This is a genomic window from Microbacterium sp. NPDC080005, from assembly GCF_040702445.1.
GTDB classification, from domain to species: Bacteria; Actinomycetota; Actinomycetes; order Actinomycetales; family Microbacteriaceae; genus Microbacterium; species Microbacterium oleivorans_D.
Genome location: NZ_JBFBLD010000004.1, coordinates 19,461 through 44,826 on the forward strand (window position 1 = coordinate 19,461; position 25,366 = coordinate 44,826).

The window sequence follows — 25,366 nt, forward strand, 5'->3', positions numbered from 1 at the left end:
GTAGGACGACGTCAGATGCTCGTGGGCGCGTTGCCGGGATCGAACTTGCCGGCGCCCTTCTGAGCGGCGATCAGCTCCGTGTCGGTCGTGGGCGCCACCGGGTGGTGAAGCGGGTCTACAGCTTCTGCACCGCCCATGCCACCACGGGAGCCCGGCGAGCGGCGCAGTCGCTTCTCGACGAGAGTCGCGACCCACGAGAGGAGGAGACACATCGCGATGTAGATCGCCCCGATGACGATGCCGGCCTGCAGGATCGGGCGCCCCGGCTGGGAGGTCAGCTGCTTGGCGAAGTAGAGCAGCTCCGGGTAGGTGATGATGAAGCCGAGCGCCGTGTCCTTCAGCGTGACGACGAGTTGGGCGATGATGACGGGCAGCATCGCGCGGATCGCCTGCGGCATCAGGATCAGGCGCATGACGCCGCTCTTGCGCAGCCCGATCGCGTACCCGGCCTCCTTCTGGCCGCGCGGCAGCGACTCGACGCCGGCTCGGATCACCTCGGCGAGAACCGAGCCGTTGTACATCACGAGGGCGATGACCACCGCCCAGTAAGGCTCCATGCGGATGCCGACGGTCGGCAGACCGTAGTACATCAGCGACATGAAGATCAGGACCGGAATCGCTCGGAACAGCTCGGTGATCGCAGCGACGGGGACACGGATGACGGCATGGTCGGAGAGACGCCCCACCGCCAGGACGAGTCCCAGGATGATGGCGCCGACGGCGGCAAGACCGAACGCCGCGAGCGTGTTGCCCAGCGCGCGCAGAATGTTCATCCACACGGCGCTGAAGGAGAAGACGTACCAGCGGTCCGGCGCGAACTGACCCGTCACCGCGAACCGGTAGCCGATGAAGCCGAGCACGCCCAGCACCGCGACGACGGTCGCGACGCCGAGGATCCGGTTGCGAAGGATCGCCCGGGGGCCGGGGACGTCGTACAGGACGGAAGTCATCGCGCGATCCTCCACTTGTTCTCGAGATAGCGCTGCAGCCAGCTGAGCAGAAGGACGAGGACCACGAAGACGACCGCGACCCAGAGGAGGACTGTGAGGGCGTTCTCGCCTCGCTCGCTGAGGTTGGCGCGGATGACGCCCAGCTCCGCGACGCTGAAGCCCGCGGCCACGGTGGTGTTCTTCAGCAGAGCGATGAAGACACTCATCATCGGCGGCACGACGGACCGGAAAGCCTGAGGCATCACGACGAGGGTCATCACCTGGGTGAAGGTGAGACCGATGGCGCGTGCGGCCTCGGCCTGACCGACCGGGACGGTATTGATGCCGGCGCGGATGACCTCCGCGACATAGGTCGCCGTGTAGACGCCTAGGGCCCAGATGGCCAGGACCGTGAAGCCCGGATTCGGCAGCCGCAGAGCCGGGTAGCCGAATGCGAAGAAGAAGAAGACGAGCGTCAGTGGAGTGTTGCGGATGATGTTGACGTACAGCGTCCCGAACGCGCGGGCGACGGGGATCGGCGAGACACGCATCGCCCCGATGAGCGTCCCGAGGACGAGCGCGATCGCGCCGCCCGCGAAGAAGAGCAGCAGCGTGTTGCGCAGCGCCTCGCTCCATAGATCGAGGTTGTCGGTGATGACGCCCACTTCGTCTCCTTGGCTGGTGCGGGGCGGGGGCTCGCGCCCCCGCCCCGGATCATGGTGTCAGCGCGATTCAGTATGCGTCGACGGCAGGCTGGTCGACGGTGATCCCGGACTCGCCCAGGTTCTTGTCGAAGATCGCCTGCCAGGTGTCGCCACCCTCGGTGAAGAGGTCGTTGATGTGCGCGCGGAGGGCGTCGTCACCCTTGCGCAGACCGACGCCGTAGTTCTCCTCGCTGAAGGGCTCCCCGACGACCTTGACGTCGTTCGGGTACAGCGCGGCGTAACCGATGAGGATCGCCTGGTCGGTCGTGACGGCGTCGACGGTGCCGTTGATCAGCGCGTCGACACATGCCGAGTAGAGGTCGAACTCCTCGGTCGGCACGTCGGGGTAGTTGTCCTTAATGTTCTGGATCGGCGTCGAACCGGTCGCAGAGCACACCGTCGTGTCGGCGCTGAGGTCATCCTCGCTCGCGATGTCACTGTCCGCGGCGACAAGGAGGCCCTGGCCCGTGGTGAAGTACGGACCGGCGAAATCGATCTGCTCCTTGCGGGAGTCGGTGATCGAGTAGGTGCCGACGTAGTAGTCGACATCGCCGTTCACGATCGACTGCTCGCGGTTCGCGGACGCGATCGCCTTGTACTCGATCTTGTCCTCGTCGAAGCCGAGGGATGCCGCGATCCAGCGTGCGATGTCGACGTCGAAGCCGGAACGCTCGTTCGTGGTGGCGTCCAGGAAGCCGAGACCCGGCTGGTCCTCCTTGACGCCGACGATCACGCCGTCTCGTGACGTCATGGCGTCGAAGGTCGGGCTGCCCTCGAGCGACACGTCGCTGGCGACCTCCCACAGCTGTTCGCTGCCTCCCTCGGAGCCCTCGCCGCCGGTGCCGCCCTCGGCGCCCGGGCTGGTCGGGCTGCCGCTGTTGCAGCCGGCGAGTGCGAGTGCCGCGATGGCGATGCCGGCGAAGGTGCCGGCGATACGAGTCTTGCGCATGTGATCCTCCTGGTTTCGTGTCGTGCGTCGTTCGTCGCGCCGGTGCAAGGGCGCGGACGTCTCAGTGGGTGATGAGCTTCGAGAGGAAGTCCTTCGCACGGTCGCTCTGGGGGTTCGTGAAGAACTCCTGCGGCGCGGCCTCCTCGACGATCTGCCCATCGGCCATGAAGACCACACGGTCGGCGGCCTTCCGGGCGAAGCCCATCTCGTGGGTGACGACGATCATCGTCATCCCCTCCTGCGCGAGGCCGACCATGACGTCGAGCACCTCGTTGATCATCTCCGGGTCGAGGGCCGACGTCGGCTCATCGAAGAGCATGACCTTCGGCTTCATCGCGAGAGCACGCGCGATCGCGACACGCTGCTGCTGGCCGCCGGACAGCTGTGCGGGAAGCTTTTCGGCCTGGTGACCCACGCCCACGCGGTCGAGCAGCTCGCGGGCGAGCTTCTCGGCATCCGCCTTCTTCATTCCCTTGACCTTGATCGGCCCGAGCGTGACGTTGTCGAGGATCGTCAGGTGGGAGAAGAGGTTGAAGGACTGGAAGACCATCCCGACGTCCGCGCGGAGGGCCGCGAGCGCCTTGCCCTCGGCGGGAAGGTCGTCGCCGTCGATCGTGATGCGGCCGCTCGTGATGGTCTCGAGCCGGTTGATCGTGCGGCACAAGGTCGACTTGCCCGAGCCGGACGGTCCCACGACCACGACGACCTCGCCGCGGTTGACCGACAGATTGATGTCGGTCAGTGCCTGGAAGTCGCCGTAGTGCTTCTGCACGTCCGACATGACGACGAGCGGCTCGCCTCGACGAACGTCGATGTTCGACGTGCGCGGCGCGGGATTGGCAGCAGGAGTGGTCATGGAACCCACACTAGGCAACGGTCTACTCGCTGAACGACCGGATGCCGCGGGGTTTACAGTTCCGTAATCAACCCCCTGAGCGGCGTCAGCCGGCCGCGCGCTGCGCGAACGCCGACTCGTACAGGCAGACGCTCGCTGCCGTCGCCAGATTGAGGGACTCGGCGCGGCCGTAGATCGGCAGCCGGAGCGACAGGTCGACCAGGGCGAGTGCGTCGTCGTCGAGTCCGCGGGCCTCGTTGCCGAACACCCACGCCGTGGGGTCCGCCAACGTGCCACGGTGGTCGACGAAGTCCTCTCCTCCGACATCCGCCGCGACGATCCGCAGACCCGCGGAGCGCGCGCGCCCCGTCGCGTCCGCGAGATCCACACCGACGGCGACCGGCAGGTGGAACAGCGACCCGGTCGTCGCCCGGACGACCTTGGGGTTGAAGGGGTCGACGGTGCGCCCGGTGAGAACGACGGCGTCCGCACCGACGGCATCCGCAGCTCGGATGATCGTGCCGAGGTTGCCGGGGTCGCGGACTTCTTCGCAGATCACGATGAGACGGGGGTCCCCGTCGAAGACGTCGCGGACCGAGGTAGGGACCTGACGGGCGACGGCGACGATGCCCTGAGGCGTCACCGTGTCGGCCATGGCCTCGATGACCTGCTCGCTCGCGAACGCGACATCCACGCCGGCCTCGGATGCCGCGTCACGGATGTCCTGGTGCTTGTCCCATGCCGTGGGGGTCGCATACAGCTCGAGCAGGGTGTCCGGCCGCCAGAGGAGGGCCTCGCGAGCAGCCTGCGGACCCTCGAGCAGATAGAGGCCGGTCTCCTGCCGCGCCGTGCGCTTCGTCAGCTTCGCGACCGCACGGACGCGCGGTGAACGTGGGTTCTCGAGCACGATCTCAGTGTAGGGGCGGTGCGCGAGGGGCACCGGCATCCGGGAACGCGAAAAGGCGCCCTCCGAAGAGGACGCCTTCTCACGAACGATGAGTCGATCAGGCCTTGGGCGCGTTGACGTCGGCCGGCAGCGCAGCCTTCGCCGTGGCGACGAGCGACGCGAAGACGGCGGGCTCGTTGACCGCGAGCTCGGCGAGCATGCGGCGGTCGACCTGGACACCCGCGAGGCCGAGGCCCTGGATGAAGCGGTTGTACGTGATGCCGTTCTGGCGGGCAGCGGCGTTGATGCGCTGGATCCACAGGCGGCGGAAGTCGCCCTTGCGCTTGCGACGGTCGCGGTACGCGTAGACGAGCGAGTGGGTGACCTGCTCCTTCGCCTTGCGGTACAGACGCGAACGCTGACCGCGGTAACCGGAGGCGCGCTCCAGGATGACGCGACGCTTCTTGTGGGCGTTGACAGCCCGCTTGACTCTAGCCATTTCTTCTACTTCCTAGGGTGTTGCGTCGGCGCTCAGAGGCCGAGGAGCTTCTTGGCGACCTTGGCGTCGCCGGGAGCCAGGATCTTGTCGGCGGACAGGCGGCGGGTGCGCTTCGTGGGCTTGCCCTCGAAGTTGTGACGGAGGTTCGCCTGCTGCTTCTTGATCTTTCCGCTGCCGGTGACCTTGAAGCGCTTCTTGGCGCCCGAGTGGGTCTTCTGCTTGGGCATATCTCTTCCTTCGTTGTGGTTCCCGCCGGGCGGGGGTCTGGGGCCGCTTACTCCGCCGGAGCGGATGCGGGGGTCTCGTCGGCCTGACCGTTGCGCGCCTCGCGGGCGGCCTGCTTCGTCGCGGCGCGGGCCGCGTTCTGCTCGGTCTTGACCTCGGACTTGTTCTTGTGGGGAGCCACCACCATCACCATGTTGCGGCCGTCGATCGTGGGGTTGGACTCGACGGTGCCGAACTCGGCGACGTCCTCCGCGAACTTGCGGAGCAGACGCACACCCTGCTCGGGACGCGACTGCTCGCGACCACGGAACAGGATCATCGCCTTCACCTTGTCGCCCGCCTGGAGGAAGCCCTCAGCGCGCTTGAGCTTGGTGATGTAGTCGTGCGCCTCGATCTTCAGACGGAACCGGACCTCCTTGAGGACGGTGTTCGCCTGATTGCGCCGCGCTTCCTTGGCCTTCTGCGCAGCCTCGTACTTGAACTTGCCGTAATCCATGATCTTGACCACGGGGGGCTTCGAGTTCGGGGCTACCTCGACGAGATCGAGGTCGGCCTCCTGGGCCAGGCGCATGGCCACCTCGATGCGGACGACGCCGACCTGCTCACCCGCGGGTCCGACGAGGCGGACCTCGGGGACGCGGATGCGGTCATTGGTGCGGGGATCGCTGATGCGGAACTCCTCTTTCGTGCGGTGGACGGCCTCCGGTGACACGGAAATGTGTCGCCGGGCGGAAGATCGTCACGTCCACCCCGCACGATGCACGCATCGGCGTTCTGTGTTCTGCACCCTGGACAACCTCGCGGAACGAGGCGGAGTGCGGGACCCGGTAGCCTGGAGCGGCAAGCGCGGGTGGGATGTGATCCTCTTTCGACACGGAGCAGAACACTCCGGTGCCCGCAGAAGTCTAGCAGAGAGCAGCACGTGAGCACTATTCCGGCCGACCACAGCGACCACGACCCCGAGCGCCTGTCGCGCTGGGACGAGCAGGAGCGGGTCGCACAGTCCGCCACGCGGGACATCGCGGACGTCCCCGCCGTCGAGGTGATCACCACGACCTCGGTCCACCTCATGAGCGCGGCGGCGGTCAAGCTCGGCCTCGCCGACGACCCCGACACGCAGAAGGACCTGGATGAGGCCCGGAAGCTCATCAACGCCCTCGCGGGGCTCATCACGGCCGCCGCACCCGAGGTGAGCGACATGCACGCCCGCTCGCTCCGCGACGGCCTGCGCACCCTGCAGCTCGCCTTCCGCGAGGCATCGAGCATCCCCGACCCGATCGGGAAGGGACCCGGCGAGAAGTGGACCGGCCCCGTCACCTGACGGTCAGGCGCGGACGAGTTTGACCGTCAGCGAGTCGACGAGCACAGCGACGCGGTCGTCCGCAGCCCACCGGGAGGCGAGGCGCTGCAGGATCGCGTCGAGCGCGGCTCGATCGAGCCCGTCCACGAGGTGGAGGCTGACGATCAGCTCTGGACCGCGCAGCCGCGATCGGGGGTCTCCCGTCGCGACGGAGAGGTCGAGCACACCGAGTTCGGTGCCGATCGACTCCTGCAAGCCGGCGAAGACCTCGGGGGACGTGTGCGGCGGCTCCCACGGTTGGCCCTGCCCGATCGCCCAGACAGCCGGGCGACGCAGGACGAACTCCGTGTCGCTGCCGGGGTCGAGCACGATCAGGTCCGTGTCGTCCGCGGCGGCGGACAGCGCCGTGCGCACCCCGTCTGCGGGGACCGGGCGCGCCGCAGCATCCCATCGCGCCATCGCCTCCACCGAGGAGAACACCGGAAGGACACGCCGCCCGTCGGGCGCGGCCACGGTGACGATCGAGAGCTCCTGCGTCTTGTCGACGGTGAGACCGGTGGGACCGACGCCCTCCTCGCCCTTCCCGGCGACGAGCGGGATCAGCAGGCGAGCGGTCCGGTAGGCGTCGACGACCGCTGCGGCATCCCCCTCCCCGGCGTGGAACGCGGTGAGCGCAGCCAGAAGGGCAGGGTCGGCGCTGCCGTCGTCACCGCTGTGCGGGTTCGGCTGGAAGCTCCGCCCCTCCCAAGGGACGCCGGCGGAGTCGCCGGCGTGGTGGGAGTGCGGGTCAGTGTCCGGCGACATCCAGCGCCTCGGCCAGCGTGAACGCGCCGGCGTAGAGCGCCTTGCCGACGATGGCGCCCTCCACGCCGAGCGGCACGAGCTCGCGGAGAGCTGCGATGTCGTCCAGGCTCGAGATGCCGCCCGATGCGACGACCGGCTTGTCGGTGCGCACGGCGACCTCGCGCAGCAGTTCGATGTTCGGGCCCTGCAACGTACCGTCCTTGGTGACGTCGGTGAGGACGTAGCGGCTGCACCCGGCATCCTCGAGCCGGTCCAGCACATGCCAGAGGTCGCCGCCGTCACGGGTCCACCCCCGTGCCGCCAGCGTCGTCCCGCGGACGTCGAGGCCGACGGCGATCGCTTCGCCGTAACGGAGGATGACGTCGGCCGCCCACTCCGGGTTCTCGAGGGCCGCGGTGCCGAGATTGATGCGCGTGGCCCCGGAGTCCAGCGCGGCGTCGAGGGACTCGTCGTCACGGATGCCGCCGGAGAGCTCAACCTTCACGCCGCGCAGCGACTTGATGACCTTGCGCATCAGGGCGGCGTTCGATCCGCGACCGAAAGCGGCATCGAGGTCGACCAGGTGGATCCACTCGGCGCCCTGACGTGCCCACTCCTGAGCGGCGTCGACGGGGTCGCCGTAGCTCGTCTCGGTGCCGGCCTCACCCTGCGTCAGTCGGACGGCCTTGCCGTCGGCGACGTCCACAGCGGGCAGCAGGATCAGTTCGGGCGTGGATGCGAATTCGTTCATGGCTCCGGGTGGGACGATGTGCGCGCCGGGCGCGCGCACAGAGGGACACGTTACTAGGACGCGGGGAGCGACCCGATCCAGTTCGACAGCAGGCGGATGCCGGCAGCGCCGGACTTCTCCGGGTGGAACTGCGTCGCCGACAGCGGACCGTTCTCGACGGCGGCGAGGAAGGGCGAGCCGTAGTCGCACCAGGTGAGCACGGGCTCTCGGAACGGCTTGATGACGTCGAGGGTCCACTCCTGCGCACCGTACGAGTGCACGAAGTAGAACCGTTCGGCTTCGAGACCGGCGAACAGCGTCGATCCGTCGCCGGCACGGACGGTGTTCCATCCCATGTGGGGAAGCACCGGCGCCTGCAGCTCGGTGACCGACCCCGGCCACTCCCCCAACCCCACGGTGTCGACGCCGCGCTCGACGCCCAGCTCGAACATCACCTGCATGCCGACGCAGATGCCGAGCACGGGCATCCCCCCGGCGAGGCGACGGCCGATGAGTTCATCGCCGCGGCTCGCGCGCAGCGCCGACATCACCGCGGAGAAGGCGCCTACTCCCGGGACGAGGAGTCCCGCCGCGTCGGCGATGAGTCCGCGATCCTTCGTCAGCCGCGCGTCGGCGCCGGCTTCGATGAGCGCTTTGACCGCCGAGTGGACGTTGCCGGATCCGTAGTCGAGGACCGCGACCAGCGGCGCGTCGGTCACAGGGCACCCTTCGTGCTGGGGATGCCCGACACCAGCGGGTCGAGCGCCTTGGCCTGCCGGAAAGCGCGCGCGAACGCCTTGTACTCCGCCTCGGCGATGTGGTGGGGGTCACGACCTGCGACGAGCGTGACGTGCATCGTCAGGCCGGCGTGGAACGCGATCGCCTCGAACGTGTGGCGCACGAGCGACCCGGTGAAGTGGCCGCCGATGAGGTGGAACTCGTAGCCGGCGGGCTCGCCCGCGTGAACGAGGTAGGGGCGTCCGCTGATGTCGACGACCGCCTGTGCGAGGGCCTCGTCGAGCGGGACGAGCGCGTCACCGTAGCGCGAGATGCCGGTCTTGTCGCCCAGTGCCTGACGGATCGCCTGGCCGAGGACGATGGCGGTGTCCTCGACGGTGTGGTGCGCGTCGATGTGGGTGTCTCCCGTCGCGCGGACGGTCAGGTCGGTGAGCGAGTGCTTCGCGAACGCCGTGAGCAGGTGATCGAAGAACGGCACCGTCGTGTCGATCGTGCTCTGGCCGGTGCCGTCGAGGTCGAGCTCGAGCTCGATGGTCGACTCGCTGGTCGCCCGCCGGACGGAGGCGGTGCGGGGCGCGGGGGTGCTCATCCCCCGAGTCTACCGAGGCGGGACCTTGCAACCCTCGCCCGTGACAGTCCGCGACTCAGAGGGAGGCGAGCGCTTCGAGGAACGCCGTCGACTCGTCTTCGCTTCCCGCCGTGACCCGCAGGGTGTGCGGCAGTCCGACGTCGCGGATGAGGATGCCGCGGTCGTAGAGCCCCTGCCAGGTCGCCGCCGGGTCGTCCACGCCGTCGAAAAGGACGAAGTTGGACCAGCTCTCGTACGGCGAATAGCCGAGGGCGGACAGCGTCGCGGAGATGCGGTCGCGCTGCGCGACGATGTCATCCACCATGCCGAGCATCGTGGGAGCGTGGCGGAGAGCGGCGGATGCGGCAGCCTGCGTCAGCGCGCTCAGGTGATACGGCAGGCGCACCAGGCGCAGGGCGTCGATGACGGCGGGGTCGGCCGCGAGATACCCCACGCGAGCACCGGCGAACGCGAACGCCTTGCTCATGGTGCGGGAGACGACCAACCGCTCCCGGTCGTGCAGGAGGGTCAGCGCCGACGGCTCATCCCGGGGGGCGAATTCCTGATAGGCCTCGTCGACGATCACGATGCCGCGGGACGCCTCGTACACCGCCTCGATGACCTCGAGGGACAACGGCGTCCCTGTCGGGTTGTTCGGCGAGCAGAGGAAGACCACGTCGGGCTGAGCTCGATCGATCTGCTCGGCGGCATCCGCTGCGGTGAGGGTGAAGTCGTCACCGCGCGTGCCGCTGACGTAGGTCGCGCCGGTCGCGCCGGTGAGCAGGGGGTACATGGAGTACGTGGGCGAGAACCCGAACGCGGTGCGTCCGGGACCCGCGAACGCTTGGAGGATGTGCTGCAGGACCTCGTTCGAGCCGTTCGCGGCCCAGATCTGATCCGGCTCGAGGCCGTGGCCCAGGTAGTCCGCGAATCCCTCGCGGAGAGCGGTGAACTCGCGGTCGGGGTAACGGTTGATGTCCCGCAGCGCCTGCGCGATGCCATCGAGGATGTCGTCGGCGACGTCCTCCGGAACGGGGTGGGTGTTCTCGTTGACGTTGAGCGTCACGGGCAGTGACGCCTGCGGCGCACCGTAGGGGATCTTGCCGCGAAGATCGTCGCGGAGGGGGAGGTCGTCGAGACTGGCACTCACCCCGCCATCGTAGGACGTGGCGCGGCCTTACTCGCCCGCCTGCGCGGAGAAGGCAGCGGGGATCGCGAGCGACTGACCGGCGTCGACGGCAGAGGACGACAGTGCGTTGAGTCGGACGATCTCGTCGATGACGTCGCGCGGGTCGCTGTCGGGCGCGATGTCCTGCGCGATGGTCCACAGCGACTCGCCGGGCATCACGGTGACGGTGTCGAACGACCCGGACGAGGCGCCGGCCTCGCCGCTGGCGAGTGCGCCACCGCTGGAGAGGATGCCCACACCGAGCGCGACGACCACCGGAAGCGCGGCGACTGCTGCCAGGACGCGACGGCCACGCGTCGTGAGACGCAGGCGCGTGCGGACGACGGGAGCGGTGCTGATGGCGATGGTCGGGTTCATGGTGTCCTCCTCGGGGTGACCCCGGTCAGATGAGATCTTCGCCCCCGCCCGTCGGCCGGGACGGACGGGTGCGAAGTTCTCTTCCGAATCTATCTTCGACATTCGTAGACTGTCAAGGGTTCGGTTGTCCGCAGATCGATCGAAGACGACACGCGGTCGGCTGCGGGACGATCCGATCGAGACCGGATACGGTTTCGATGACCAGAGCCCATCACCAACCTCCGACATTCGAAGGCGAGTGCTCCCGGCGGGACCCTCGGGGGACGAAAGGAACGACATGAGCGACAAGCCGCAGACGCGCCGGCGCAAGAGCCTGAGCGACAAGCAGCTCGCCATCCTCGAGGTGATCCAGCGCTCCATCGGCCGGTACGGCTACCCGCCGAGCATGCGCGAGATCGGCGACGCCGTCGGGCTCAAGTCGCTGTCGAGCGTGACCCACCAGCTGAACCAGCTGGAACTGAGCGGCTACCTCCGCCGCGATCCCGGGAAGACGCGCGCGATGGAGGTGCTGATCGATCTGCCCGGCGCAGCCGGCGAGAATCCCGCCGACACCGCGCCGAGCGTGGGCGATGCGGCGATGGTGCCCCTCGTCGGCCGGATCGCGGCGGGCGTCCCCATCACCGCGGACCAGCAGGTCGAGGAGATCTTCCCGCTCCCCCGGCAGCTCGTCGGCAAGGGTGAGCTGTTCATGCTGAAGGTGTCGGGCGATTCGATGATCGACGCCGCCATCTGCGACGGCGACTGGGTCGTCGTCCGGTCGCAGGCCACGGCCGACAACGGCGAGATCGTCGCCGCCATGCTCGACGGCGAGGCCACGGTGAAGACCTTCCGCCAGCGGGACGGCCACACCTGGCTGCTCCCCCGCAACTCCGCGTTCGAACCGATCCTGGGCGACGACGCCGTCGTCCTCGGCAAGGTCGTGGCGGTCCTGCGCGCCGTCTGACATCGCACGACGACGAGAGGGGGATGCCGCGCGGCATCCCCCTCTCGTCGTTCCGGACTCAGACCTCGGCGCTCACCTCGGAGCGTACGGCGCGGGCAGCCGTGACGATGTTGCGCAGGGAGGCGACGGTCTCGTCGTATCCGCGCGTCTTCAACCCGCAGTCCGGATTGACCCACAGGCGCCGGACGTCCAACTCGTCGACCGCGCGTCCGAGAAGCGCGGACACCTCCTCGGCCGTCGGCACACGGGGCGAGTGGATGTCGTAGACGCCGGGTCCGATGCCGTGATCGAAGCCGGATGCCGCGATCTCCGAGATCACCTCGCCCCGGCTGCGCGCCGCCTCGATGGAGGTCACGTCGGCGTCGAGGGCGGCGATGGCGTCGATCACGACACCGAACTCCGAGTAGCAGAGGTGCGTGTGGATCTGAGTCCGATCCGCAGCGCCGGCCGTGGCGAGCCGGAAGGAGCCGACCGACCAGTCGAGATAGGCCGCCTGTTCCGCGATGCGCAGCGGCAGAAGCTCACGCAACGCCGGCTCGTCGACCTGGACGATCCCGATCCCGGCGCGTTCGAGGTCCGCGATCTCGTCACGCAGGGCGAGTGCCACCTGATCGGCCGTCTCGCCGAGCGGCTGGTCGTCGCGGACGAACGACCAGGCGAGGATCGTGACAGGACCCGTCAGCATCCCCTTGACCGGCGCCGATGTCAGCGACTGTGCGTACGCGGCCCACGGGACGGTGATCGGCGCGGGACGTGCGACGTCGCCCCACAGGATCGACGGGCGCGTCGCTCGGGAGCCGTAGGACTGCACCCAGCCGTTGCGCGTGACGGCGAATCCGTCGAGGTTCTCGGCGAAGTACTGCACCATGTCGTTGCGCTCCGGCTCGCCGTGCACGAGGACGTCGATGCCGATGTCCTCCTGCAGGGCGATGACGCGAGCGATCTCCTCCCGGAGGAACGCCTCGTAGGCGCTCTGGTCGATCTCGCCCCGCCCGGCGCGGGCGCGGGCCCGTCGGATCTCGGCGGTCTGCGGGAACGAGCCGATCGTCGTCGTCGGCAGCGGGGGCAGGTCCAGCGCGGCGTCCTGCACCGCTGCGCGCGACTCGAACGGCGTCCGCGCCCGGTCGGCCGCCGTCAGCGCGCCCACGCGGTCACGGACCGCACCGTCGCGGACGCCGGGCGCGGCCCGACGATCGGCGAGGGCCGCGGTCGCGGCCGCCACTTCCGACGCGATCGCCTCGCGACCCTCTCGCAGACCGCGCGCGAGGGTCGTCACCTGTGCGACCTTCTGGTCGGCGAAGGCGAGCCACGACACCAGCCGGGGATCGAGGTCGGGCTCGTCCGCGAGGTCGTGCGGAACGTGCTGCAGCGACGTCGATGTGCCGACGGCGACGGCCGAGGGGCCGAGGCCCGCGACCGCGTCGAGCGCGTCCGCTGCGCCGGCGAGGTCGCCTCGCCAGACGTTCCGACCGTCGACGACGCCCGCCACGATGACAGTGTCCGCCAGACCGGGCACCACGGCGGGCACGCCGCCTCGGCCGAGATCGATCGCGATGCCTTCCACGCGCGAGGCGGCGAGCGCACGCCACGCCGGTGCGGAGAGCTCGCCGTAGCCGGCGGCGACGAGCACGGCGGGTCGGTCCACCGCCGCCGTCAGGACGGAGAACGCACGCTCGGCAGCTGCCGCGAGCTCCTCGTCGGTGTATCCGAGAGACTGGCTCACGAGCGCCGGCTCATCGAGCTGCACCCACTCCGCTCCGGCCGCTCGGAGCGCGGCCAGCAGCTCGACGTACACGGGCAGCAGGTCGTCGAGACGCTCGAGAGGGCGCGCTCCCGGGCCGGCGGCATCCGTCCCCTTGGCCAGCGCGAGGAACGTCACCGGCCCGACGAGCACGGGACGCGTCACGTAACCGTCGGCCGCCGCCTCGGCCACCTGGCGCGCGAACCGGTCGCTCGAGAGGGCGAATCGCGTCTCAGGGCCGATCTCGGGTACGAGGTAGTGATAGTTCGTGTCGAACCACTTGGTCATCTCGAGGGGTGCGGCCTCCCCGGCGCCCCGCGCGGCGGCGAACAGCGCCGACAGGGGCACGGAGCCGTCCGGCTCGCGGAAGTCGGCGAACCGCTCGGGCAGCGCACCCACGGCGACGGCGACATCGAGGACCTGGTCGTAGAACGAGAACGTCTCGGGGATCGACGAGTCGTCGCGGCCGAGACCGAGTTCCACCAGTCGCGCGCGCGTGCTCCGTCGGAGGTCGGCGGCGGCGGCCTCGAGCCCCGCCTCGTCGAGCGCGCCGCTCCAGTGCGCCTCGAGGGCGCGCTTGAGCTCGCGGCGGCGGCCGATGCGGGGGTAGCCGAGGATCGTTCCGGCGGGGAAAGCGGTCATGGGGTCTCCTCTGTCGCGGGGATGATGCCCGCCTCGCGCAGCGTGGCGAGGACGGTGTCGTGGTTGTTGAAGGCGTAGAGATGGATGCCGGGGGCACCGCCCTCCAGAACGGCCCGGCAGAGCTCGGCGGCGTAGCCGACACCGATCTCGCGACGCCCGTCGGCGGTGGGTTCGACGTCGAGGTCGACGGCGAGGGCGCCGGGGACCTGCTCACCGGTGAGCTCGATCACGCGCCGCAGCCGAGACGGCGAGGTGATCGGCATGATGCCGGGCAGGATCGGGATCTCCACCCCTGCGGCACGGGCGCGCGCGACGAACGCGAGGTAGTCGTCGGCGTGGAAGAACAGCTGCGTGATCGCGAGAGTCGCACCGGCGGCCTGCTTGGCGAGGAGGGCGTCGATGTGCTCGGCGGCGTACCGGGAGCGGGGGTGCCCGTTCGGGAAGGCCGCGACGGCGATGTCGACGTGGCGCCGCGGTTCGACGCGCGCAGCCCCGGGCACGCCGGGAATGGGCTCCTCCGTGTATGGGGAGGTCTCCGCCTGGACACGGTCGATCAGCTGCACGAGCTGCGCCGCACTCTCGAGGTCGCCGAGCGCCGCCGCATCCCCCTCGACACCTGCCGGCGGATCGCCTCGCAGGGCGAGGAAGGACCGGATGCCGGCGTCGAGGAACTCTCTGATCAGGGAGGCCGCCTCGGCGTAGGAGCTGCCGATGCAGGTCAGGTGGGCCAGCGGCTCGACGCGGGTCTTGCGGAGGATGTGCGTGAGGACCTCGAGGGAGCGACTCCGCTCCGAGCCGCCGGCGCCGTAGGTGACGGAGATGAATGCGGGGTCGATCGCCGCCAGCCGGTCGATTGTCTCGTACAGGGCGGCGTAGGACGCGTCGGTGCGCGGCGGATAGACCTCGAACGAGACCGGCACCGTCGTGAACGACGGGGGCTGGATGATCGACATGGCGGTGCTCCGGAGACGGATCGGAAGGCCTGGCGGCCGCGGACCGCACGCACAGGTGCGGGGACATCGCGGGCGGGTGCCGGGCTCGGCTGTCGCTCCGGGCCCGGGTTCGCCGGGCCGCTGGTGATGCCCTCATGGTGCCACGCGGCTCCGATCCGGCACACGCATGTGACGCCGGGTTTCGCTCGACCCCGCCGCGTACCGTGGAGCCATGACGACGATCGCTCCCTACGGTTCTTGGATCTCGCCCCTGTCCGCCGCCGACGCCTCGGCGACTGCCGCCCGCTATGACGGCGCCCGGTTCGTGGGAGACGAGATCTGGTGGGGCGAGTCCCTGCCCGATGAGGGCGGACGGACCGCCGTGCGCCGGGAGACCGCCGACGGCACCACCGTCGACGTCCTACCCGCGCCGTGGAATGCGCGATCCCGGGTGCACGAGTACGGCGGGGGATCGTGGACCGCGGCGGATGACGGCCGACTGTTCTTCGTCGAGAAGACGGACCAGCGCGTCTGGATGCTGCGTCCGGGGGACGACCCGGTACCGCTCACCCCGGTCGACGACCGCGCTCGCCACGGTGGTCTCCGCTGGCAGGCGGGCACCCTCCTGGCGGTGCGCGAGGTTCATGACGGCCGCCCCGTTCCTCGTCGGTCCCTCGTCGCGATCCCGCTCGACGGTGCCGGCCCGCGCGAGCTCGTCGCCGGCAGCGACTTCCTCGCCCAGCCCGCACTGTCCCCCGATGGGCGGCGGCTCGCATGGGTGTGCTGGAACCACCCCGACATGCCCTGGGACCGCACGGAGATCCGCGTCGGCGACGTCCACGACGGTGTCGTGTCGGGGTGGGAGACGGTGACCTCCGGCGAGACCTCCGCCCTGCAGCCGGAGTGGGACGCCGCGGGTCGTCTCGTCTACCTCGACGAGCCGACGGGGCGCTGGAACCTCCGGCGGAGGGACGCGGCCGGGTCACTCGCGCTGGCCCCCGCGGATGCCGATACAGGCGGCGGACTGTGGGTGCTGGGCACGCGCTGGTACGCGCCGCTCGCCGACGGCGGGACCGTCGCGGTCCGGACGAACGGCGCGGACGAGGTCGTCCGGATCCACGCGGACGGTGCGGTCGCCCTCGTCGATGTGCCGGCCCGGTCTCGCGTCGTCGTCGAGGACGTGGCGGGCTCACGCACGCTGGTCTCGGGGACAGGCCCCGGAATCACCGGCATCTGGGAGATCGGCGAGGACGGGACGGTCTCTCTCGTCCGCGGAACGCGCTCCGGCCTCGGCGACGAATGGATCCCCGCCGTACGCCGCCTGACGGTCCCCGGACTGCACGGCGAGGTCCACGCGTTCGACCATCCGCCCACCAACCCCTTCTTCTCGGCACCGGAGGGCGAACTGCCGCCCTACCTCGTCCTGGTGCACGGCGGTCCGACCGCGCACGTGGGCGGTGTCGCCGACAGCCGGATCACGTTCTTCACGAGCCGCGGCATCGGCGTCCTCGAGGTCAACTACGGCGGCTCGACCGGGTACGGGCGCGCCTATCGTGAGCGCCTCCGGGGGCAGTGGGGCATCGTCGACCGCGACGACGTCGCGGCCGCGGCATCCGGTCTCGCCGCGGAGAGACGAGCGGATGCCGCCCGCATCGCGATCGCCGGAGGCTCGGCCGGTGGCTGGACGGTCCTCGCGGCTCTCGTCGGCGCCGACGTGTTCTCGGCGGGGATCTCGCGTTACGGGGTGGGCGACGCGCGGCTGCTCGCGACCGACACCCACGACTTCGAGGCGCGTTACCTCGACGGGCTGATCGGTCCCCTGCCGGACGCCGAGGCGCTGTACCGGGAGCGGTCACCGCTCAGTCACACCGACGGCTTCCGCGTTCCCGTCCTCCTCCTGCAGGGCGCGGAGGACGCCGTCGTGCCGCCGTCGCAGGCGGAGGCGATCCGCGATTCGCTGGCGGGTAAGGGCGTGCCTCACGCCTACGTGCTGTACGACGGTGAGGGACACGGGTTCCGGCGCGCGGAGACCGTCATCCACGCACTGGAGTCCGAGCTCGCCTTCCTCGGCCAGGCGTTCGGGTTCGAGACGCCGGGCGTCCCGGCGATCACGCTCGCGTGACCGCCCGGACCGTCATCGGGTGAAGGGCGCCAGTTCCGCCGCCAGCCGCTCGGACACGTGGGCGTGCACGGCGGTGCCACCCTCCTCGTGACGCGTGGAGAGGATGTGACCGGACTCGTGGACCGCGCTGACGAGGTCGCCCCGGTCGTAGGGCACGAGGGCGTGGACCTCGACCGCCGGCAACGGGAGGGCGTCCTCGATCGTGGCACGGAGCTCAGCGATCCCCTCGCCTGTGCGTGACGAGACGAAGTGCGCCTTCGGCTCGAGCCCGCGCAGCACCAGGCGCGTGTCGGGATCGATGAGGTCGGCCTTGTTGAACACGACGATCTCGTTCGTCGAGCGCGCACCGACGTCACCCATGACGTCACGGACGGTCGCGAGCTGCGCCGCGGGGTCGGGGTGGGACCCGTCCACGACGTGGACGATGACGTCGGCGTCGCCGACCTCCTCGAGCGTCGAGCGGAACGCCTCGACGAGCTGGTGCGGGAGGTTCCGCACGAACCCAACCGTGTCGGTCAGCGTGTAGACCCGCCCGTCCGCGGCCTGGGCGCGGCGGACGGTGGCATCCAGCGTCGCGAACAGCGCGTTCTCCACGAGGACACCCGCGCTCGTCAGCTTGTTGAGCAGGCTCGACTTGCCGGCGTTGGTGTACCCGGCGATCGCCACCGAGGGGATCGTGTTCCGCTTGCGCTCGGCCCGCTTTGCGTCGCGGGCGGGTGCGAAGTCGCGGATCTGGCGCCGGAGCATCGCCATCCGGGTGCGGATGCGGCGGCGGTCGAGCTCGATCTTGGTCTCACCCGGACCTCGGGAGCCCATTCCCGCGCCCCCGGCACCGACCTGACCACCGGCCTGGCGGCTCATCGAGTCACCCCACCCGCGCAGGCGCGGCAGCAGGTACTCGAGCTGTGCGAGCTCAACCTGCGCTTTGCCCTCACGGCTCTTCGCATGCTGGCTGAAGATGTCGAGGATGACGGTGGTGCGGTCGATCACCTTGACCTTGACGACGTCCTCGAGGGCACGCCGTTGGCTGGGGGCGAGCTCGGTGTCGGCGATGACGGTGTCCGCGCCGACGGCGACGACGAGGTCGCGCAGCTCGGCGGCCTTGCCGCGACCGATGTAGGTCGCCGGGTCGGGGTGTGGGCGGCGCTGCAGCACACCGTCCAGGACGACGGCGCCGGCGGTCTCGGCGAGTGCGGCGAGCTCGCGCAGCGAGTTCTCGGCATCCTCCGTCGACCCCTGCGGGTAGACGCCCACCAGGACGACGTTCTCCAGGCGCAGCTGCCGGTACTCGACCTCGGTGACGTCCTCGAGCTCGGTGGAGAGACCCGGCACGCGGCGCAGCGCAGCACGCTCCTCGCGGTCCCACTGCTCGCCGTCGGTGTCGCCGTAGGCGACGGTGCTCTCGTCCTGCAACGCCTGTGCGGCGCCGAACACGCGCACCCCCGAACGCGCTTCAGCGCGCGCGAGCACGCGGTCGACCGGGTCCACCGGTTCGTCCGTCGTGGCAGGGGTGGTGGTGTCTGTCATGTGATCCTTTCGCGGCCTCGCGGCCATCCGTGAACTCTAGCTTCCCGCGCTGCGGACCGCCTCCGCTACGCTCGTCGCATGGGGAGCGACCATTACTTCAGCGCGTCCCCGTCCAGCTCTGAGAACTTCCGCCGCATCCGTGTGTCCCTCGCCGGTCGCGACGTCGAGGTGACGACGGCGGGCGGGGTGTTCAGTCCCGACCACGTCGACGGCGGGACGGCAGTGCTGCTAGCCAACACTCCCCCGCCGCCGCCCGGCGGTCATCTGCTGGACCTCGGATGCGGCTGGGGTCCGATCGCGCTCTCACTCGCGCTCGACTCCCCTCACGCAACGGTCTGGGCCGTCGACGTCAACGAGCGAGCCCTCGACCTCGTCCGCCGCAATGCAGCCGAATTGGGCGTCACCAATGTCAACGCCGTGCTGCCCGAAGATGTTCCGGCGGACATCTCCTTCCGCACGATCCGGTCCAATCCGCCGATCCGGGTGGGCAAGGACGTGCTGCACGGACTGCTCGAGACCTGGATCCCGCGGCTGTCCGAGCGGAGCGACGCCTGGCTGGTCGTGCAGCGCAACCTCGGCTCCGACTCGCTGCAACGCTGGCTCGCAGCCTCGCTCGACCGCGGCTACTCGGTCACGCGTGCGGCGACGGGACGCGGCTTCCGGGTGCTGAAGGTGCGGCGGCACGGCTCCCCTGCGACGGGGACCATCCCGCTCCCCTGACGCCCCGGCCGCGTCAGGCGAGGGAGATCTCGCCGGAGAAGACGAGGGATGCCGGGCCCGACAGGAGGACCCGCTCGCCCGCATCCGTCCGGACCACCCGGACTCCCAGGCGACCACCCGGCACGTCGACGGTCCAGCGGTCGGGTGCGCCGGCACCGGCCCAGTGACGGACGGCGAGCGCGGATGCCGCGACGCCCGTTCCGCACGACAGGGTTTCGCCCACACCGCGCTCGAACACGCGCATCCGGATCGCGCCCACTCCGTCGGTGACCAGGGGCTCCTCGGGGACGACGAACTCGACGTTCGCCCCGGCCGTCGGCACGGGGTCGAGAAGAGGCTGCACGGAGAGATCGAGGCCGGCGAGCTCGTCCTCGCTCGAGAGGGCGACGACGACGTGCGGGTTGCCGACGTCGATGCCGAGCCCGGGCCGGGCGACCTTCAGCCCACGGGCGCGCACGAGCACCTCGTCCGCGGTCGGTCGCCAGAGTCCCAGGTCGACCTCGAACCCGTTGTCGGCGAGAGTGACCGTCTTCGTCCCGGCGCGGGTGCCGATGCGGAGCGTCTCGCCAGGGGCGAGCGTCGCGAACCCGCCGCTGAGCAGGTACTTCACGAAGACGCGGACCCCGTTGCCGCACATCTCGGCGATGGATCCGTCGGCGTTGCGGTAGTCCATGAACCACTCGGCATCGGGCGTCTGGGCGCCCGCATCGATCGCCGCCGAGCGGACGACACGCAGCAGGCCGTCGCCACCGATGCCGAAGCGGCGATCGGTGAGAGCAGCGACCTGCTCGCCCGTCAGGTGCAGCTCGCCGTCGGGATCGGCGACCACGACGAAGTCGTTGCCCGTCCCGTGGCCCTTCGTGAATGCGATCGTCGGCACCCGTCCAGTCTAGGCGCGGACGGCTGCGCGGCCTCCGTTCAGGAGCGGTCCCGCGTCTCGTCGATGACGCGTGCGGCGGGGGTCCCGGCATCCACCCACAGGAGGTCTGGGTAGCGACGGAACCACGACACCTGACGGCGGGCGTACCGGCGCGTGAGCGCCTGCGTCTCGGCGACCGCCTCGTCCTCCGTCATGCGACCGGCCAGCTGCGCGAGAGCCTGTGCGTATCCGATCGCCCGCGGGGCGGTCGGGCCCGCCTCGAGTGCTCGGGCGCGGAGGGATTCCACCTCGGCGAGCAGGCCGCCGCTCCACATCCCCCGTACCCGCTCGTCGAGCCGCTCGACGAGCGCCGCGCGGTCGAGGTGCACGCCCACGATCGTGGTGTCGGGATGCCACAGGACTGGCGCGTCCGGAAGCGCGGCCCCGTGCGTCTCGGCGCCCTGGAGGAGCACCTCGAGGGCGCGGACGATGCGCCGACCGTTGCGCGGGTCCAGTCGGTCGGCGGACCCCGGGTCGACCTCGCGGATGCGCTCGATCATCGCGTCGGCTCCCTGTTCGCCCAGATCGGTCTCGAGGCGGGCGCGCAGGGCCGGGTCTCGAGGCGGGAAACGGAAGTCGAAGACGACGCTCGAGACGTAGAGACCGGACCCGCCGACGAGGATCGCATCGCCGCCACGGTCGAAGATCCCGCGGATCGCCGTCCGCGCACGCTCCTGGTACACGGCGACCGCGACGTCCTCCGTCACCTCGAACTCGTCGAAGAGATGGTGCGGGATGCCGCGACGCTCCGACACCGGGAGCTTCGCCGTCCCGATGTCCATCCCCCGGTACAGCTGCATGGCGTCGCCGTTGACGATCTCGGCTCGCCGCCCGTGATGCGTCAGCTGCTCCGCGAGATCGAGCGAGAGGGAGGTCTTGCCGGTGCCGGTCGCCCCGACGATCACCCACAGGCGCGGGGCGCCCACGGGGTCAGAGTCCGGGGGTGGCGGTGCGCAGGACCGGCAGCCCGAGCGATACGGCGCGCGGGCCCGGGTCGCCTGCCGGAGCCGGAACTCCGCACGAGTCGGCCTGCGCGCGATCCCACGCGTCTCCGGCGCGGGTGCGGCGGATGCGGAGGGGTGCCCCGTCCGGGCTGTCGGCCAGGAGGTGGAAGGGCGCCGCGTGCGTGATCACCGTCGTGACCACGTCGCCGGGGCGCGGCGTGGGCGACCCGTCGGGGATCTCGAAGTGGACGAGACGGTTGTCTTCGGCGCGGCCGGTCAGGCGCCGGGTCGCGGCATCCTTCTTCCCCTCACCCGTGGACACGAGCACCTCGACCGTGCGACCGAGCTGGGCCTGGTTCTCCTCGAGCGAGATGCGCTCCTGGAGGGCGACCAGGCGGTTGTAGCGCTCCTGGACGACGTGCTTCGGCACCTGATCGGGCATGGTCGCCGCGGGTGTGCCCTCACGGATCGAGTACTGGAACGTGAACGCGCCGGCGAAGCGTGCCTGCTCGACGACACGCATCGTGTCCTCGAAGTCCTCGTCCGTCTCACCGGGGAACCCGACGATGATGTCCGTCGAGATGGCGGCGTGCGGCATCTTCTCGCGCACGCGGTCGAGGATGCCGAGGAAGCGCTCGCTGCGGTACGAGCGGCGCATCGCCTTGAGGATGCGGTCCGACCCCGACTGCAGCGGCATGTGCAGCTGAGGCATGACCGCCGGCGTCTCAGCCATCGCGTCGATCACGTCGTCCGTGAAGGCAGCCGGGTGCGGGCTCGTGAAGCGGACGCGCTCGAGGCCGGGGATCTCGCCGGCGGCGCGCAGCAGCTTGCTGAACGCCTGCCGGTCGCCGAACTCGACGCCGTAGCTGTTGACGTTCTGGCCGAGCAGGGTGACCTCGATGGCCCCGTCCTCGACGAGCAGACGGATCTCGTTGAGGATGTCGCCGGGGCGGCGGTCCTTCTCCTTACCGCGCAGGCTCGGGACGATGCAGAACGTGCAGGTGTTGTTGCAGCCCACCGAGATGGAGACCCAGCCGCTGTGCGCCGAGTCGCGCTTGGTGGGAAGGGTCGAGGGGAAGACCTCGAGCGATTCGAGGATCTCGAGCTCCGCCTCGCCGTTGTGACGGGCGCGTTCGAGCAGGCTCGGGAGGGAACCCATGTTGTGGGTGCCGAAGACGACATCGACCCAGGGGGCCTTCTGCTGGACGGCGTCCTTATCCATCTGCGCGAGGCAGCCGCCGACGGCGATCTGCATGCCGTCGTGCTTGTCCTTGCGGCTCTTCAGGTGTCCGAGGGTGCCGTAGAGCTTGCCCGCCGCATTGTCGCGCACCGCGCACGTGTTGATCACGACGACGTCGGCCTCGGTGCCCGCGTCGGCACGGACGTAGCCGGCGGACTCGAGCGAGCCCGAGAGGCGCTCGGAGTCGTGGACGTTCATCTGGCACCCGAACGTGCGCACTTCGTACGTGCGGGGACGGCCGTCGGCACCGACGGCGGCATCGGACGGGGAGATGAGGGTGGGGGCAGCGGAGGGGCTGGTCATGATCAGGCCATTCTACGAGCCGCACCCCGGTGCGGGAGGCGGCCGCGCTCAGCGCAGGAGGGAACGGATGCGGCCGGCCGAGATCGCGCTGAAGACGACGGCGACGGCGGCGAGGATCGTCACGGCCGCCCAGGCGGGCACCGCTGCGGATCCGACGGCGATGTCGATGCCGTAGAAGTCCGAGAGATCGGCGACCGCCGCCGTGTCGCCGTCCGTCACCGCGTGCAGGGTCTCCTCGGTGAAGGGGCGACGCAGGAGCATCGCCCCCTGTGCGAACGGCAGTGCGTTGATGACGTCCGCGACGGTCTCGGGCAGCGACCCGACCGGGATGTAGGAGCCGGCGACGAAGCCGAGCACCGTCCCGACGACGGTGGAGAACGCCGAGTAGGCACCGGTGGTGGTCAGGAACGACGCGCCGAAGCAGCCCAGCGTCGTGAACGCCGCACAGCAGAGCAGCATCGCCCCGAATGCCGCCGCGATCTGCCCCGCGCTCAGCCAGGTGCCGCGCACGAGCCCGAGGTGGAGGAGGGTGAGGACGAAGATGATCCCCGACATGAGGACGGCGACGGTCACGGACGAGATCAGATATCCGAGCACCAGGTGCGTGCGACGGATCGGCGCGACCAGGAAGTCCCCGAACCGTCCCGTCGCCCGATCGTCGACGAACACCGACACGGCGCCGATGCCCGACGTGACCGTCGTGAGCAGGACGATGCCCGACAGCATCCAACTGTCGACGAAGGCCTCGATGTCGCCGCGCGTCGCGCGGGACAGGGTCTGCTCGAGTCCGTCGACCTGGAGTCGGGCGAGGAAGAGGGTGTAGAGCAGGAAGAGGATGAGGCCGCTGAGCAACGAGAAGAAGACGTTGAGACGGTCGCGGAAGAACAGGGCGAGGTTGCGGCGGACGATGGCCGCGACGATTCTCATGCCGCGTGCTCCCCGTGGTCGCGGCGGCCGGTGAGGGCCAGGAACACGTCGTCCATCCGGCCGTGGCGGAACTCGAAGTCGCGGGCGCCGTCGCCGAGCGCGGCGAGGATGCGTCGGGCCTGGTCCGCCCCGGTCACGGGAACGACGAGCACCTCGCCGTCGCGCTCTACCGTCGCCGGGTCGACGTCCGGATGCGCGAGCACCGCCGCCGCGTCATCGGTGGTGACGGTGAGGATGCTGCGACTGAACCGCGCTCGCAGCTCGGTCGGCGTTCCCTCGGCGACGATGCGACCGGAGTCGATGATGCTGACCTGGTCGGCCTCCTCCGTCTCCTCCATGTAATGCGTCGTGAGGAAGACGGTGAGACCCCGCTCCCGGCGGAGGCCGCCGATGGCGGTCCAGACCGCCACTCTGCTGGCGGGGTCGAGTCCGGCCGTCGGCTCGTCGAGGAAGAGGATCGCCGGGTCGTGGAGGAGGGCGCGAGCGATGTCCGCCCGTCGACGCTGCCCGCCGGAGAGCCGGCCGTATGGGCGGCCGAGGACGTCGTCGAGCTCGATGAGATCCGACAATTCCGCCAGACGAGCCCCGAAGCGCCGCCGGGACACACCCGAGAGCGTCGCCCGGAGAGCGAGGTTCTCGCGCACCGTGAGGGCGTCGTCCAGCAGCGAATGCTGGAAGACCACGCCGATGGCGGATCGGACGGCCTCGCCGTCCGCGGCGACATCGCGGCCCGCCACGTGGACCCGACCGGCATCCGCTCGAAGAAGGGTCGTGAGGCATCCGATCGTCGTCGACTTGCCGGCACCGTTGGCGCCGAGGAAGGCGAAGAGCTGGCCGTCAGGGACGCTCAGGGAGATGCCGTCCACTGCGCGCACCGACCGGTACGACTTCACGAGTCCCTCGACCTCGATCGCCACGGCACGCCCTCCCCCGACGTGCGACGCGCACGTGCGCCCGAGTCTGTCAGACCGGCCGGCTCGGCGACACCGTTCCCACGGGAGTCACGGCTCGAAACGAACCCCGCGCCGTGGAGCCGCGCTGAGCTCGTCGAGCGCCTGGCGGGCCGCAGACAGCGCGACAGCTCCGTACCCTCTGCGGGCGAGCTGTCCTGCGAGGCGCCGCAACGCGGCATCCCGTTCCACGTCCGCCAGACCGCGCGCTTTGGACCGCGCGAACTCGAGCGCGCGCTCAGCCTCGTCGTCCGGCAGCAGCGCGAGCGCCTCATCGACGACCTCGCGCGGGATGCCGCGCTGTGCGAGCGTCTGAGCGACGGCCTGCCGTCCCTGAGCCTTCCGTGATGTCGCCTTGTCGATGAGCTGCTCGGCGAGGGCGAAATCGTCGAGGTACCCGAGCGACACGAACCGGTCGATGATGCCGTCGGATGTCGCTGCGTCGAGGTCATGCTCGCCCAGAACCGACCGGGCTTCACGAACCGACAACGACCGCGTGCGGAGCTTGCGCAACAACACCCGCTCCGCCATCGCTGTGGTGTCGTCGTCCTCCACCGGAACGACGATCGGGACGTTGCCGGTCGCCGGATGTGCGGCGCGCGCGGCCGTCCGCTCCGACTCCGGTCGATCACCGATCCACGTCGCGTGCCACGGTCTGCTCTCCGCGTCGTCCGCCAGGTCAGCGCTCTGCTGTCCACGATGCCCGAAGAGCGGGATGACGGGGGCGAGCGCGTCTCGCTCCCCCCCGTTCGCTTCCGTCATGA

At 70.1% G+C, this 25,366-nt stretch carries 27 protein-coding genes; 4 read left to right on the plus strand and 23 right to left on the minus strand.

The features are described from left to right. Positions 1–11: 11 nt before the first annotated feature. The 8 genes from AB0259_RS14615 to infC all read right to left on the minus strand — a co-directional run bounded on the left by AB0259_RS14615 (position 12) and on the right by infC (position 5,739). Positions 12–950: an amino acid ABC transporter permease gene (locus tag AB0259_RS14615; RefSeq protein ID WP_366223189.1), complete on the minus strand. Its 939-nt coding sequence runs from the start codon at positions 948–950 to the stop codon at positions 12–14. After that, on the minus strand, positions 947–1,594 hold the full coding sequence (locus AB0259_RS14620; RefSeq protein ID WP_366223190.1) for an amino acid ABC transporter permease: 648 nt from the start codon (positions 1,592–1,594) through the stop codon (positions 947–949). Before AB0259_RS14620 ends, AB0259_RS14615 begins: the two co-directional genes overlap by 4 nt. 67 nt (positions 1,595–1,661) lie before the next feature. Beyond that, the gene (locus tag AB0259_RS14625) at positions 1,662–2,582 is read right to left on the minus strand and encodes a glutamate ABC transporter substrate-binding protein (RefSeq protein ID WP_251582677.1); all 921 of its coding nucleotides are present in this window, start codon (positions 2,580–2,582) and stop codon (positions 1,662–1,664) included. Between the two features lie 61 nt (positions 2,583–2,643). Continuing rightward, the gene (locus tag AB0259_RS14630; RefSeq protein WP_251582741.1) at positions 2,644–3,363 is read right to left on the minus strand and encodes an amino acid ABC transporter ATP-binding protein; all 720 of its coding nucleotides are present in this window, start codon (positions 3,361–3,363) and stop codon (positions 2,644–2,646) included. Positions 3,364–3,523: 160 nt separating this feature from the next. Then, entirely contained in the window at positions 3,524–4,324 is an 801-nt protein-coding gene (locus AB0259_RS14635) for an RNA methyltransferase (RefSeq protein ID WP_251582675.1), read from the minus strand. A 97-nt stretch (positions 4,325–4,421) separates the two neighbouring features. After that, positions 4,422–4,802: a 50S ribosomal protein L20 gene (gene rplT, locus AB0259_RS14640; RefSeq protein ID WP_064003211.1), complete on the minus strand. Its 381-nt coding sequence runs from the start codon at positions 4,800–4,802 to the stop codon at positions 4,422–4,424. A 32-nt stretch (positions 4,803–4,834) separates the two neighbouring features. After that, positions 4,835–5,029, minus strand: coding sequence for a 50S ribosomal protein L35 (gene rpmI / locus AB0259_RS14645; protein WP_064003210.1), 195 nt, complete (start codon positions 5,027–5,029; stop codon positions 4,835–4,837). Positions 5,030–5,076: 47 nt separating this feature from the next. Continuing rightward, positions 5,077–5,739: a translation initiation factor IF-3 gene (gene infC / locus AB0259_RS14650; protein ID WP_251582673.1), complete on the minus strand. Its 663-nt coding sequence runs from the start codon at positions 5,737–5,739 to the stop codon at positions 5,077–5,079. 255 nt (positions 5,740–5,994) lie between these two features. Here infC and AB0259_RS14655 point away from each other — a divergent pair, with 255 nt between their 5' ends. Next, positions 5,995–6,348 (plus strand): DUF1844 domain-containing protein, encoded by a 354-nt coding sequence (locus AB0259_RS14655; RefSeq protein ID WP_251582739.1) that lies wholly within the window; start codon positions 5,995–5,997, stop codon positions 6,346–6,348. A 3-nt stretch (positions 6,349–6,351) separates the two neighbouring features. Here the strand turns inward: AB0259_RS14655 and AB0259_RS14660 are convergent, their stop codons facing one another. From AB0259_RS14660 to AB0259_RS14685, 6 genes are read right to left on the minus strand one after another with little or no spacing between them, the layout of a single operon-like run. Then, on the minus strand, positions 6,352–7,131 hold the full coding sequence (locus tag AB0259_RS14660; RefSeq protein WP_366223191.1) for an SseB family protein: 780 nt from the start codon (positions 7,129–7,131) through the stop codon (positions 6,352–6,354). Beyond that, positions 7,115–7,861 carry a bifunctional 1-(5-phosphoribosyl)-5-((5-phosphoribosylamino)methylideneamino)imidazole-4-carboxamide isomerase/phosphoribosylanthranilate isomerase PriA gene (gene priA, locus AB0259_RS14665; RefSeq protein ID WP_251582661.1) on the minus strand — a complete coding sequence of 249 codons (747 nt, stop codon included), beginning with the start codon at positions 7,859–7,861 and terminating at the stop codon, positions 7,115–7,117. Before priA ends, AB0259_RS14660 begins: the two co-directional genes overlap by 17 nt. A gap of 53 nt (positions 7,862–7,914) precedes the next feature. After that, positions 7,915–8,559 (minus strand): imidazole glycerol phosphate synthase subunit HisH, encoded by a 645-nt coding sequence (hisH, locus tag AB0259_RS14670; protein ID WP_251582652.1) that lies wholly within the window; start codon positions 8,557–8,559, stop codon positions 7,915–7,917. Continuing rightward, on the minus strand, positions 8,556–9,167 hold the full coding sequence (gene hisB, locus AB0259_RS14675) for an imidazoleglycerol-phosphate dehydratase HisB (RefSeq protein ID WP_251582642.1): 612 nt from the start codon (positions 9,165–9,167) through the stop codon (positions 8,556–8,558). Before hisB ends, hisH begins: the two co-directional genes overlap by 4 nt. A gap of 55 nt (positions 9,168–9,222) precedes the next feature. After that, positions 9,223–10,296 carry a histidinol-phosphate transaminase gene (locus AB0259_RS14680; protein WP_366223192.1) on the minus strand — a complete coding sequence of 358 codons (1,074 nt, stop codon included), beginning with the start codon at positions 10,294–10,296 and terminating at the stop codon, positions 9,223–9,225. Positions 10,297–10,323: 27 nt separating this feature from the next. After that, the gene (locus AB0259_RS14685; protein ID WP_251582638.1) at positions 10,324–10,692 is read right to left on the minus strand and encodes a LysM peptidoglycan-binding domain-containing protein; all 369 of its coding nucleotides are present in this window, start codon (positions 10,690–10,692) and stop codon (positions 10,324–10,326) included. A 277-nt stretch (positions 10,693–10,969) separates the two neighbouring features. Here AB0259_RS14685 and lexA point away from each other — a divergent pair, with 277 nt between their 5' ends. Continuing rightward, positions 10,970–11,635, plus strand: a complete 666-nt coding sequence (gene lexA, locus AB0259_RS14690; protein WP_366223193.1) for a transcriptional repressor LexA — start codon at positions 10,970–10,972, stop codon at positions 11,633–11,635. A 58-nt stretch (positions 11,636–11,693) separates the two neighbouring features. Here the strand turns inward: lexA and metE are convergent, their stop codons facing one another. Both metE and AB0259_RS14700 read right to left on the minus strand, forming a co-directional pair. Next, positions 11,694–14,018 (minus strand): 5-methyltetrahydropteroyltriglutamate--homocysteine S-methyltransferase, encoded by a 2,325-nt coding sequence (metE, locus tag AB0259_RS14695; protein WP_251582626.1) that lies wholly within the window; start codon positions 14,016–14,018, stop codon positions 11,694–11,696. Beyond that, the gene (locus AB0259_RS14700) at positions 14,015–14,971 is read right to left on the minus strand and encodes a methylenetetrahydrofolate reductase (protein ID WP_366223194.1); all 957 of its coding nucleotides are present in this window, start codon (positions 14,969–14,971) and stop codon (positions 14,015–14,017) included. The genes metE and AB0259_RS14700 overlap by 4 nt, the downstream gene beginning before the upstream one ends. Positions 14,972–15,182: 211 nt before the next feature. On the opposite strand from AB0259_RS14700, the gene AB0259_RS14705 reads away from it, so the two are divergent. Next, entirely contained in the window at positions 15,183–17,072 is a 1,890-nt protein-coding gene (locus tag AB0259_RS14705) for a prolyl oligopeptidase family serine peptidase (RefSeq protein ID WP_366223195.1), read from the plus strand. A gap of 12 nt (positions 17,073–17,084) precedes the next feature. On the opposite strand, the gene hflX is transcribed toward AB0259_RS14705, so the two are convergent. After that, entirely contained in the window at positions 17,085–18,599 is a 1,515-nt protein-coding gene (gene hflX, locus AB0259_RS14710; protein ID WP_251582620.1) for a GTPase HflX, read from the minus strand. 78 nt (positions 18,600–18,677) lie between these two features. Between hflX and AB0259_RS14715 the strand changes: the two genes are divergently transcribed. Beyond that, positions 18,678–19,319 (plus strand): methyltransferase, encoded by a 642-nt coding sequence (locus tag AB0259_RS14715; RefSeq protein WP_251582613.1) that lies wholly within the window; start codon positions 18,678–18,680, stop codon positions 19,317–19,319. Between the two features lie 13 nt (positions 19,320–19,332). Here the strand turns inward: AB0259_RS14715 and dapF are convergent, their stop codons facing one another. From dapF to AB0259_RS14745, 6 genes are all read right to left on the minus strand, one after another. After that, positions 19,333–20,199 carry a diaminopimelate epimerase gene (dapF, locus tag AB0259_RS14720; protein ID WP_366223196.1) on the minus strand — a complete coding sequence of 289 codons (867 nt, stop codon included), beginning with the start codon at positions 20,197–20,199 and terminating at the stop codon, positions 19,333–19,335. A 38-nt stretch (positions 20,200–20,237) separates the two neighbouring features. Further along, complete coding sequence (miaA, locus tag AB0259_RS14725) at positions 20,238–21,164, minus strand: tRNA (adenosine(37)-N6)-dimethylallyltransferase MiaA (RefSeq protein ID WP_366223197.1); 927 nt, start codon at positions 21,162–21,164, stop codon at positions 20,238–20,240. Positions 21,165–21,168: 4 nt separating this feature from the next. Next, on the minus strand, positions 21,169–22,725 hold the full coding sequence (miaB, locus tag AB0259_RS14730) for a tRNA (N6-isopentenyl adenosine(37)-C2)-methylthiotransferase MiaB (protein ID WP_366223198.1): 1,557 nt from the start codon (positions 22,723–22,725) through the stop codon (positions 21,169–21,171). 48 nt (positions 22,726–22,773) lie between these two features. Beyond that, positions 22,774–23,652: an ABC transporter permease gene (locus AB0259_RS14735; protein WP_366223199.1), complete on the minus strand. Its 879-nt coding sequence runs from the start codon at positions 23,650–23,652 to the stop codon at positions 22,774–22,776. Beyond that, positions 23,649–24,569, minus strand: a complete 921-nt coding sequence (locus AB0259_RS14740; protein WP_366223200.1) for an ABC transporter ATP-binding protein — start codon at positions 24,567–24,569, stop codon at positions 23,649–23,651. Before AB0259_RS14740 ends, AB0259_RS14735 begins: the two co-directional genes overlap by 4 nt. A gap of 84 nt (positions 24,570–24,653) precedes the next feature. Next, complete coding sequence (locus tag AB0259_RS14745; RefSeq protein WP_366223201.1) at positions 24,654–25,364, minus strand: regulatory protein RecX; 711 nt, start codon at positions 25,362–25,364, stop codon at positions 24,654–24,656. Positions 25,365–25,366 lie beyond the last annotated feature (2 nt).

Bases quoted from the DNA above. Each gene is read 5' to 3' on its own strand.
- hisB (WP_251582642.1), bottom strand. From the start codon at position 9,167: ATGAGCACCCCCGCGCCCCGCACCGCCTCCGTCCGGCGGGCGACCAGC.
- AB0259_RS14625 (WP_251582677.1), bottom strand. From the start codon at position 2,582: ATGCGCAAGACTCGTATCGCCGGCACCTTCGCCGGCATCGCCATCGCG.
- rpmI (WP_064003210.1), bottom strand. From the start codon at position 5,029: ATGCCCAAGCAGAAGACCCACTCGGGCGCCAAGAAGCGCTTCAAGGTC.
- metE (WP_251582626.1), bottom strand. From the start codon at position 14,018: ATGACCGCTTTCCCCGCCGGAACGATCCTCGGCTACCCCCGCATCGGC.
- hflX (WP_251582620.1), bottom strand. From the start codon at position 18,599: ATGACAGACACCACCACCCCTGCCACGACGGACGAACCGGTGGACCCG.
- rplT (WP_064003211.1), bottom strand. From the start codon at position 4,802: ATGGCTAGAGTCAAGCGGGCTGTCAACGCCCACAAGAAGCGTCGCGTC.
- AB0259_RS14685 (WP_251582638.1), bottom strand. From the start codon at position 10,692: ATGAACCCGACCATCGCCATCAGCACCGCTCCCGTCGTCCGCACGCGC.
- priA (WP_251582661.1), bottom strand. From the start codon at position 7,861: ATGAACGAATTCGCATCCACGCCCGAACTGATCCTGCTGCCCGCTGTG.
- AB0259_RS14735 (WP_366223199.1), bottom strand. From the start codon at position 23,652: ATGAGAATCGTCGCGGCCATCGTCCGCCGCAACCTCGCCCTGTTCTTC.
- AB0259_RS14715 (WP_251582613.1), top strand. From the start codon at position 18,678: ATGGGGAGCGACCATTACTTCAGCGCGTCCCCGTCCAGCTCTGAGAAC.
- miaB (WP_366223198.1), bottom strand. From the start codon at position 22,725: ATGACCAGCCCCTCCGCTGCCCCCACCCTCATCTCCCCGTCCGATGCC.
- AB0259_RS14615 (WP_366223189.1), bottom strand. From the start codon at position 950: ATGACTTCCGTCCTGTACGACGTCCCCGGCCCCCGGGCGATCCTTCGC.
- lexA (WP_366223193.1), top strand. From the start codon at position 10,970: ATGAGCGACAAGCCGCAGACGCGCCGGCGCAAGAGCCTGAGCGACAAG.
- AB0259_RS14630 (WP_251582741.1), bottom strand. From the start codon at position 3,363: ATGTCGGACGTGCAGAAGCACTACGGCGACTTCCAGGCACTGACCGAC.
- AB0259_RS14700 (WP_366223194.1), bottom strand. From the start codon at position 14,971: ATGTCGATCATCCAGCCCCCGTCGTTCACGACGGTGCCGGTCTCGTTC.
- AB0259_RS14660 (WP_366223191.1), bottom strand. From the start codon at position 7,131: ATGTCGCCGGACACTGACCCGCACTCCCACCACGCCGGCGACTCCGCC.
- AB0259_RS14745 (WP_366223201.1), bottom strand. From the start codon at position 25,364: ATGACGGAAGCGAACGGGGGGGAGCGAGACGCGCTCGCCCCCGTCATC.
- AB0259_RS14705 (WP_366223195.1), top strand. From the start codon at position 15,183: ATGACGACGATCGCTCCCTACGGTTCTTGGATCTCGCCCCTGTCCGCC.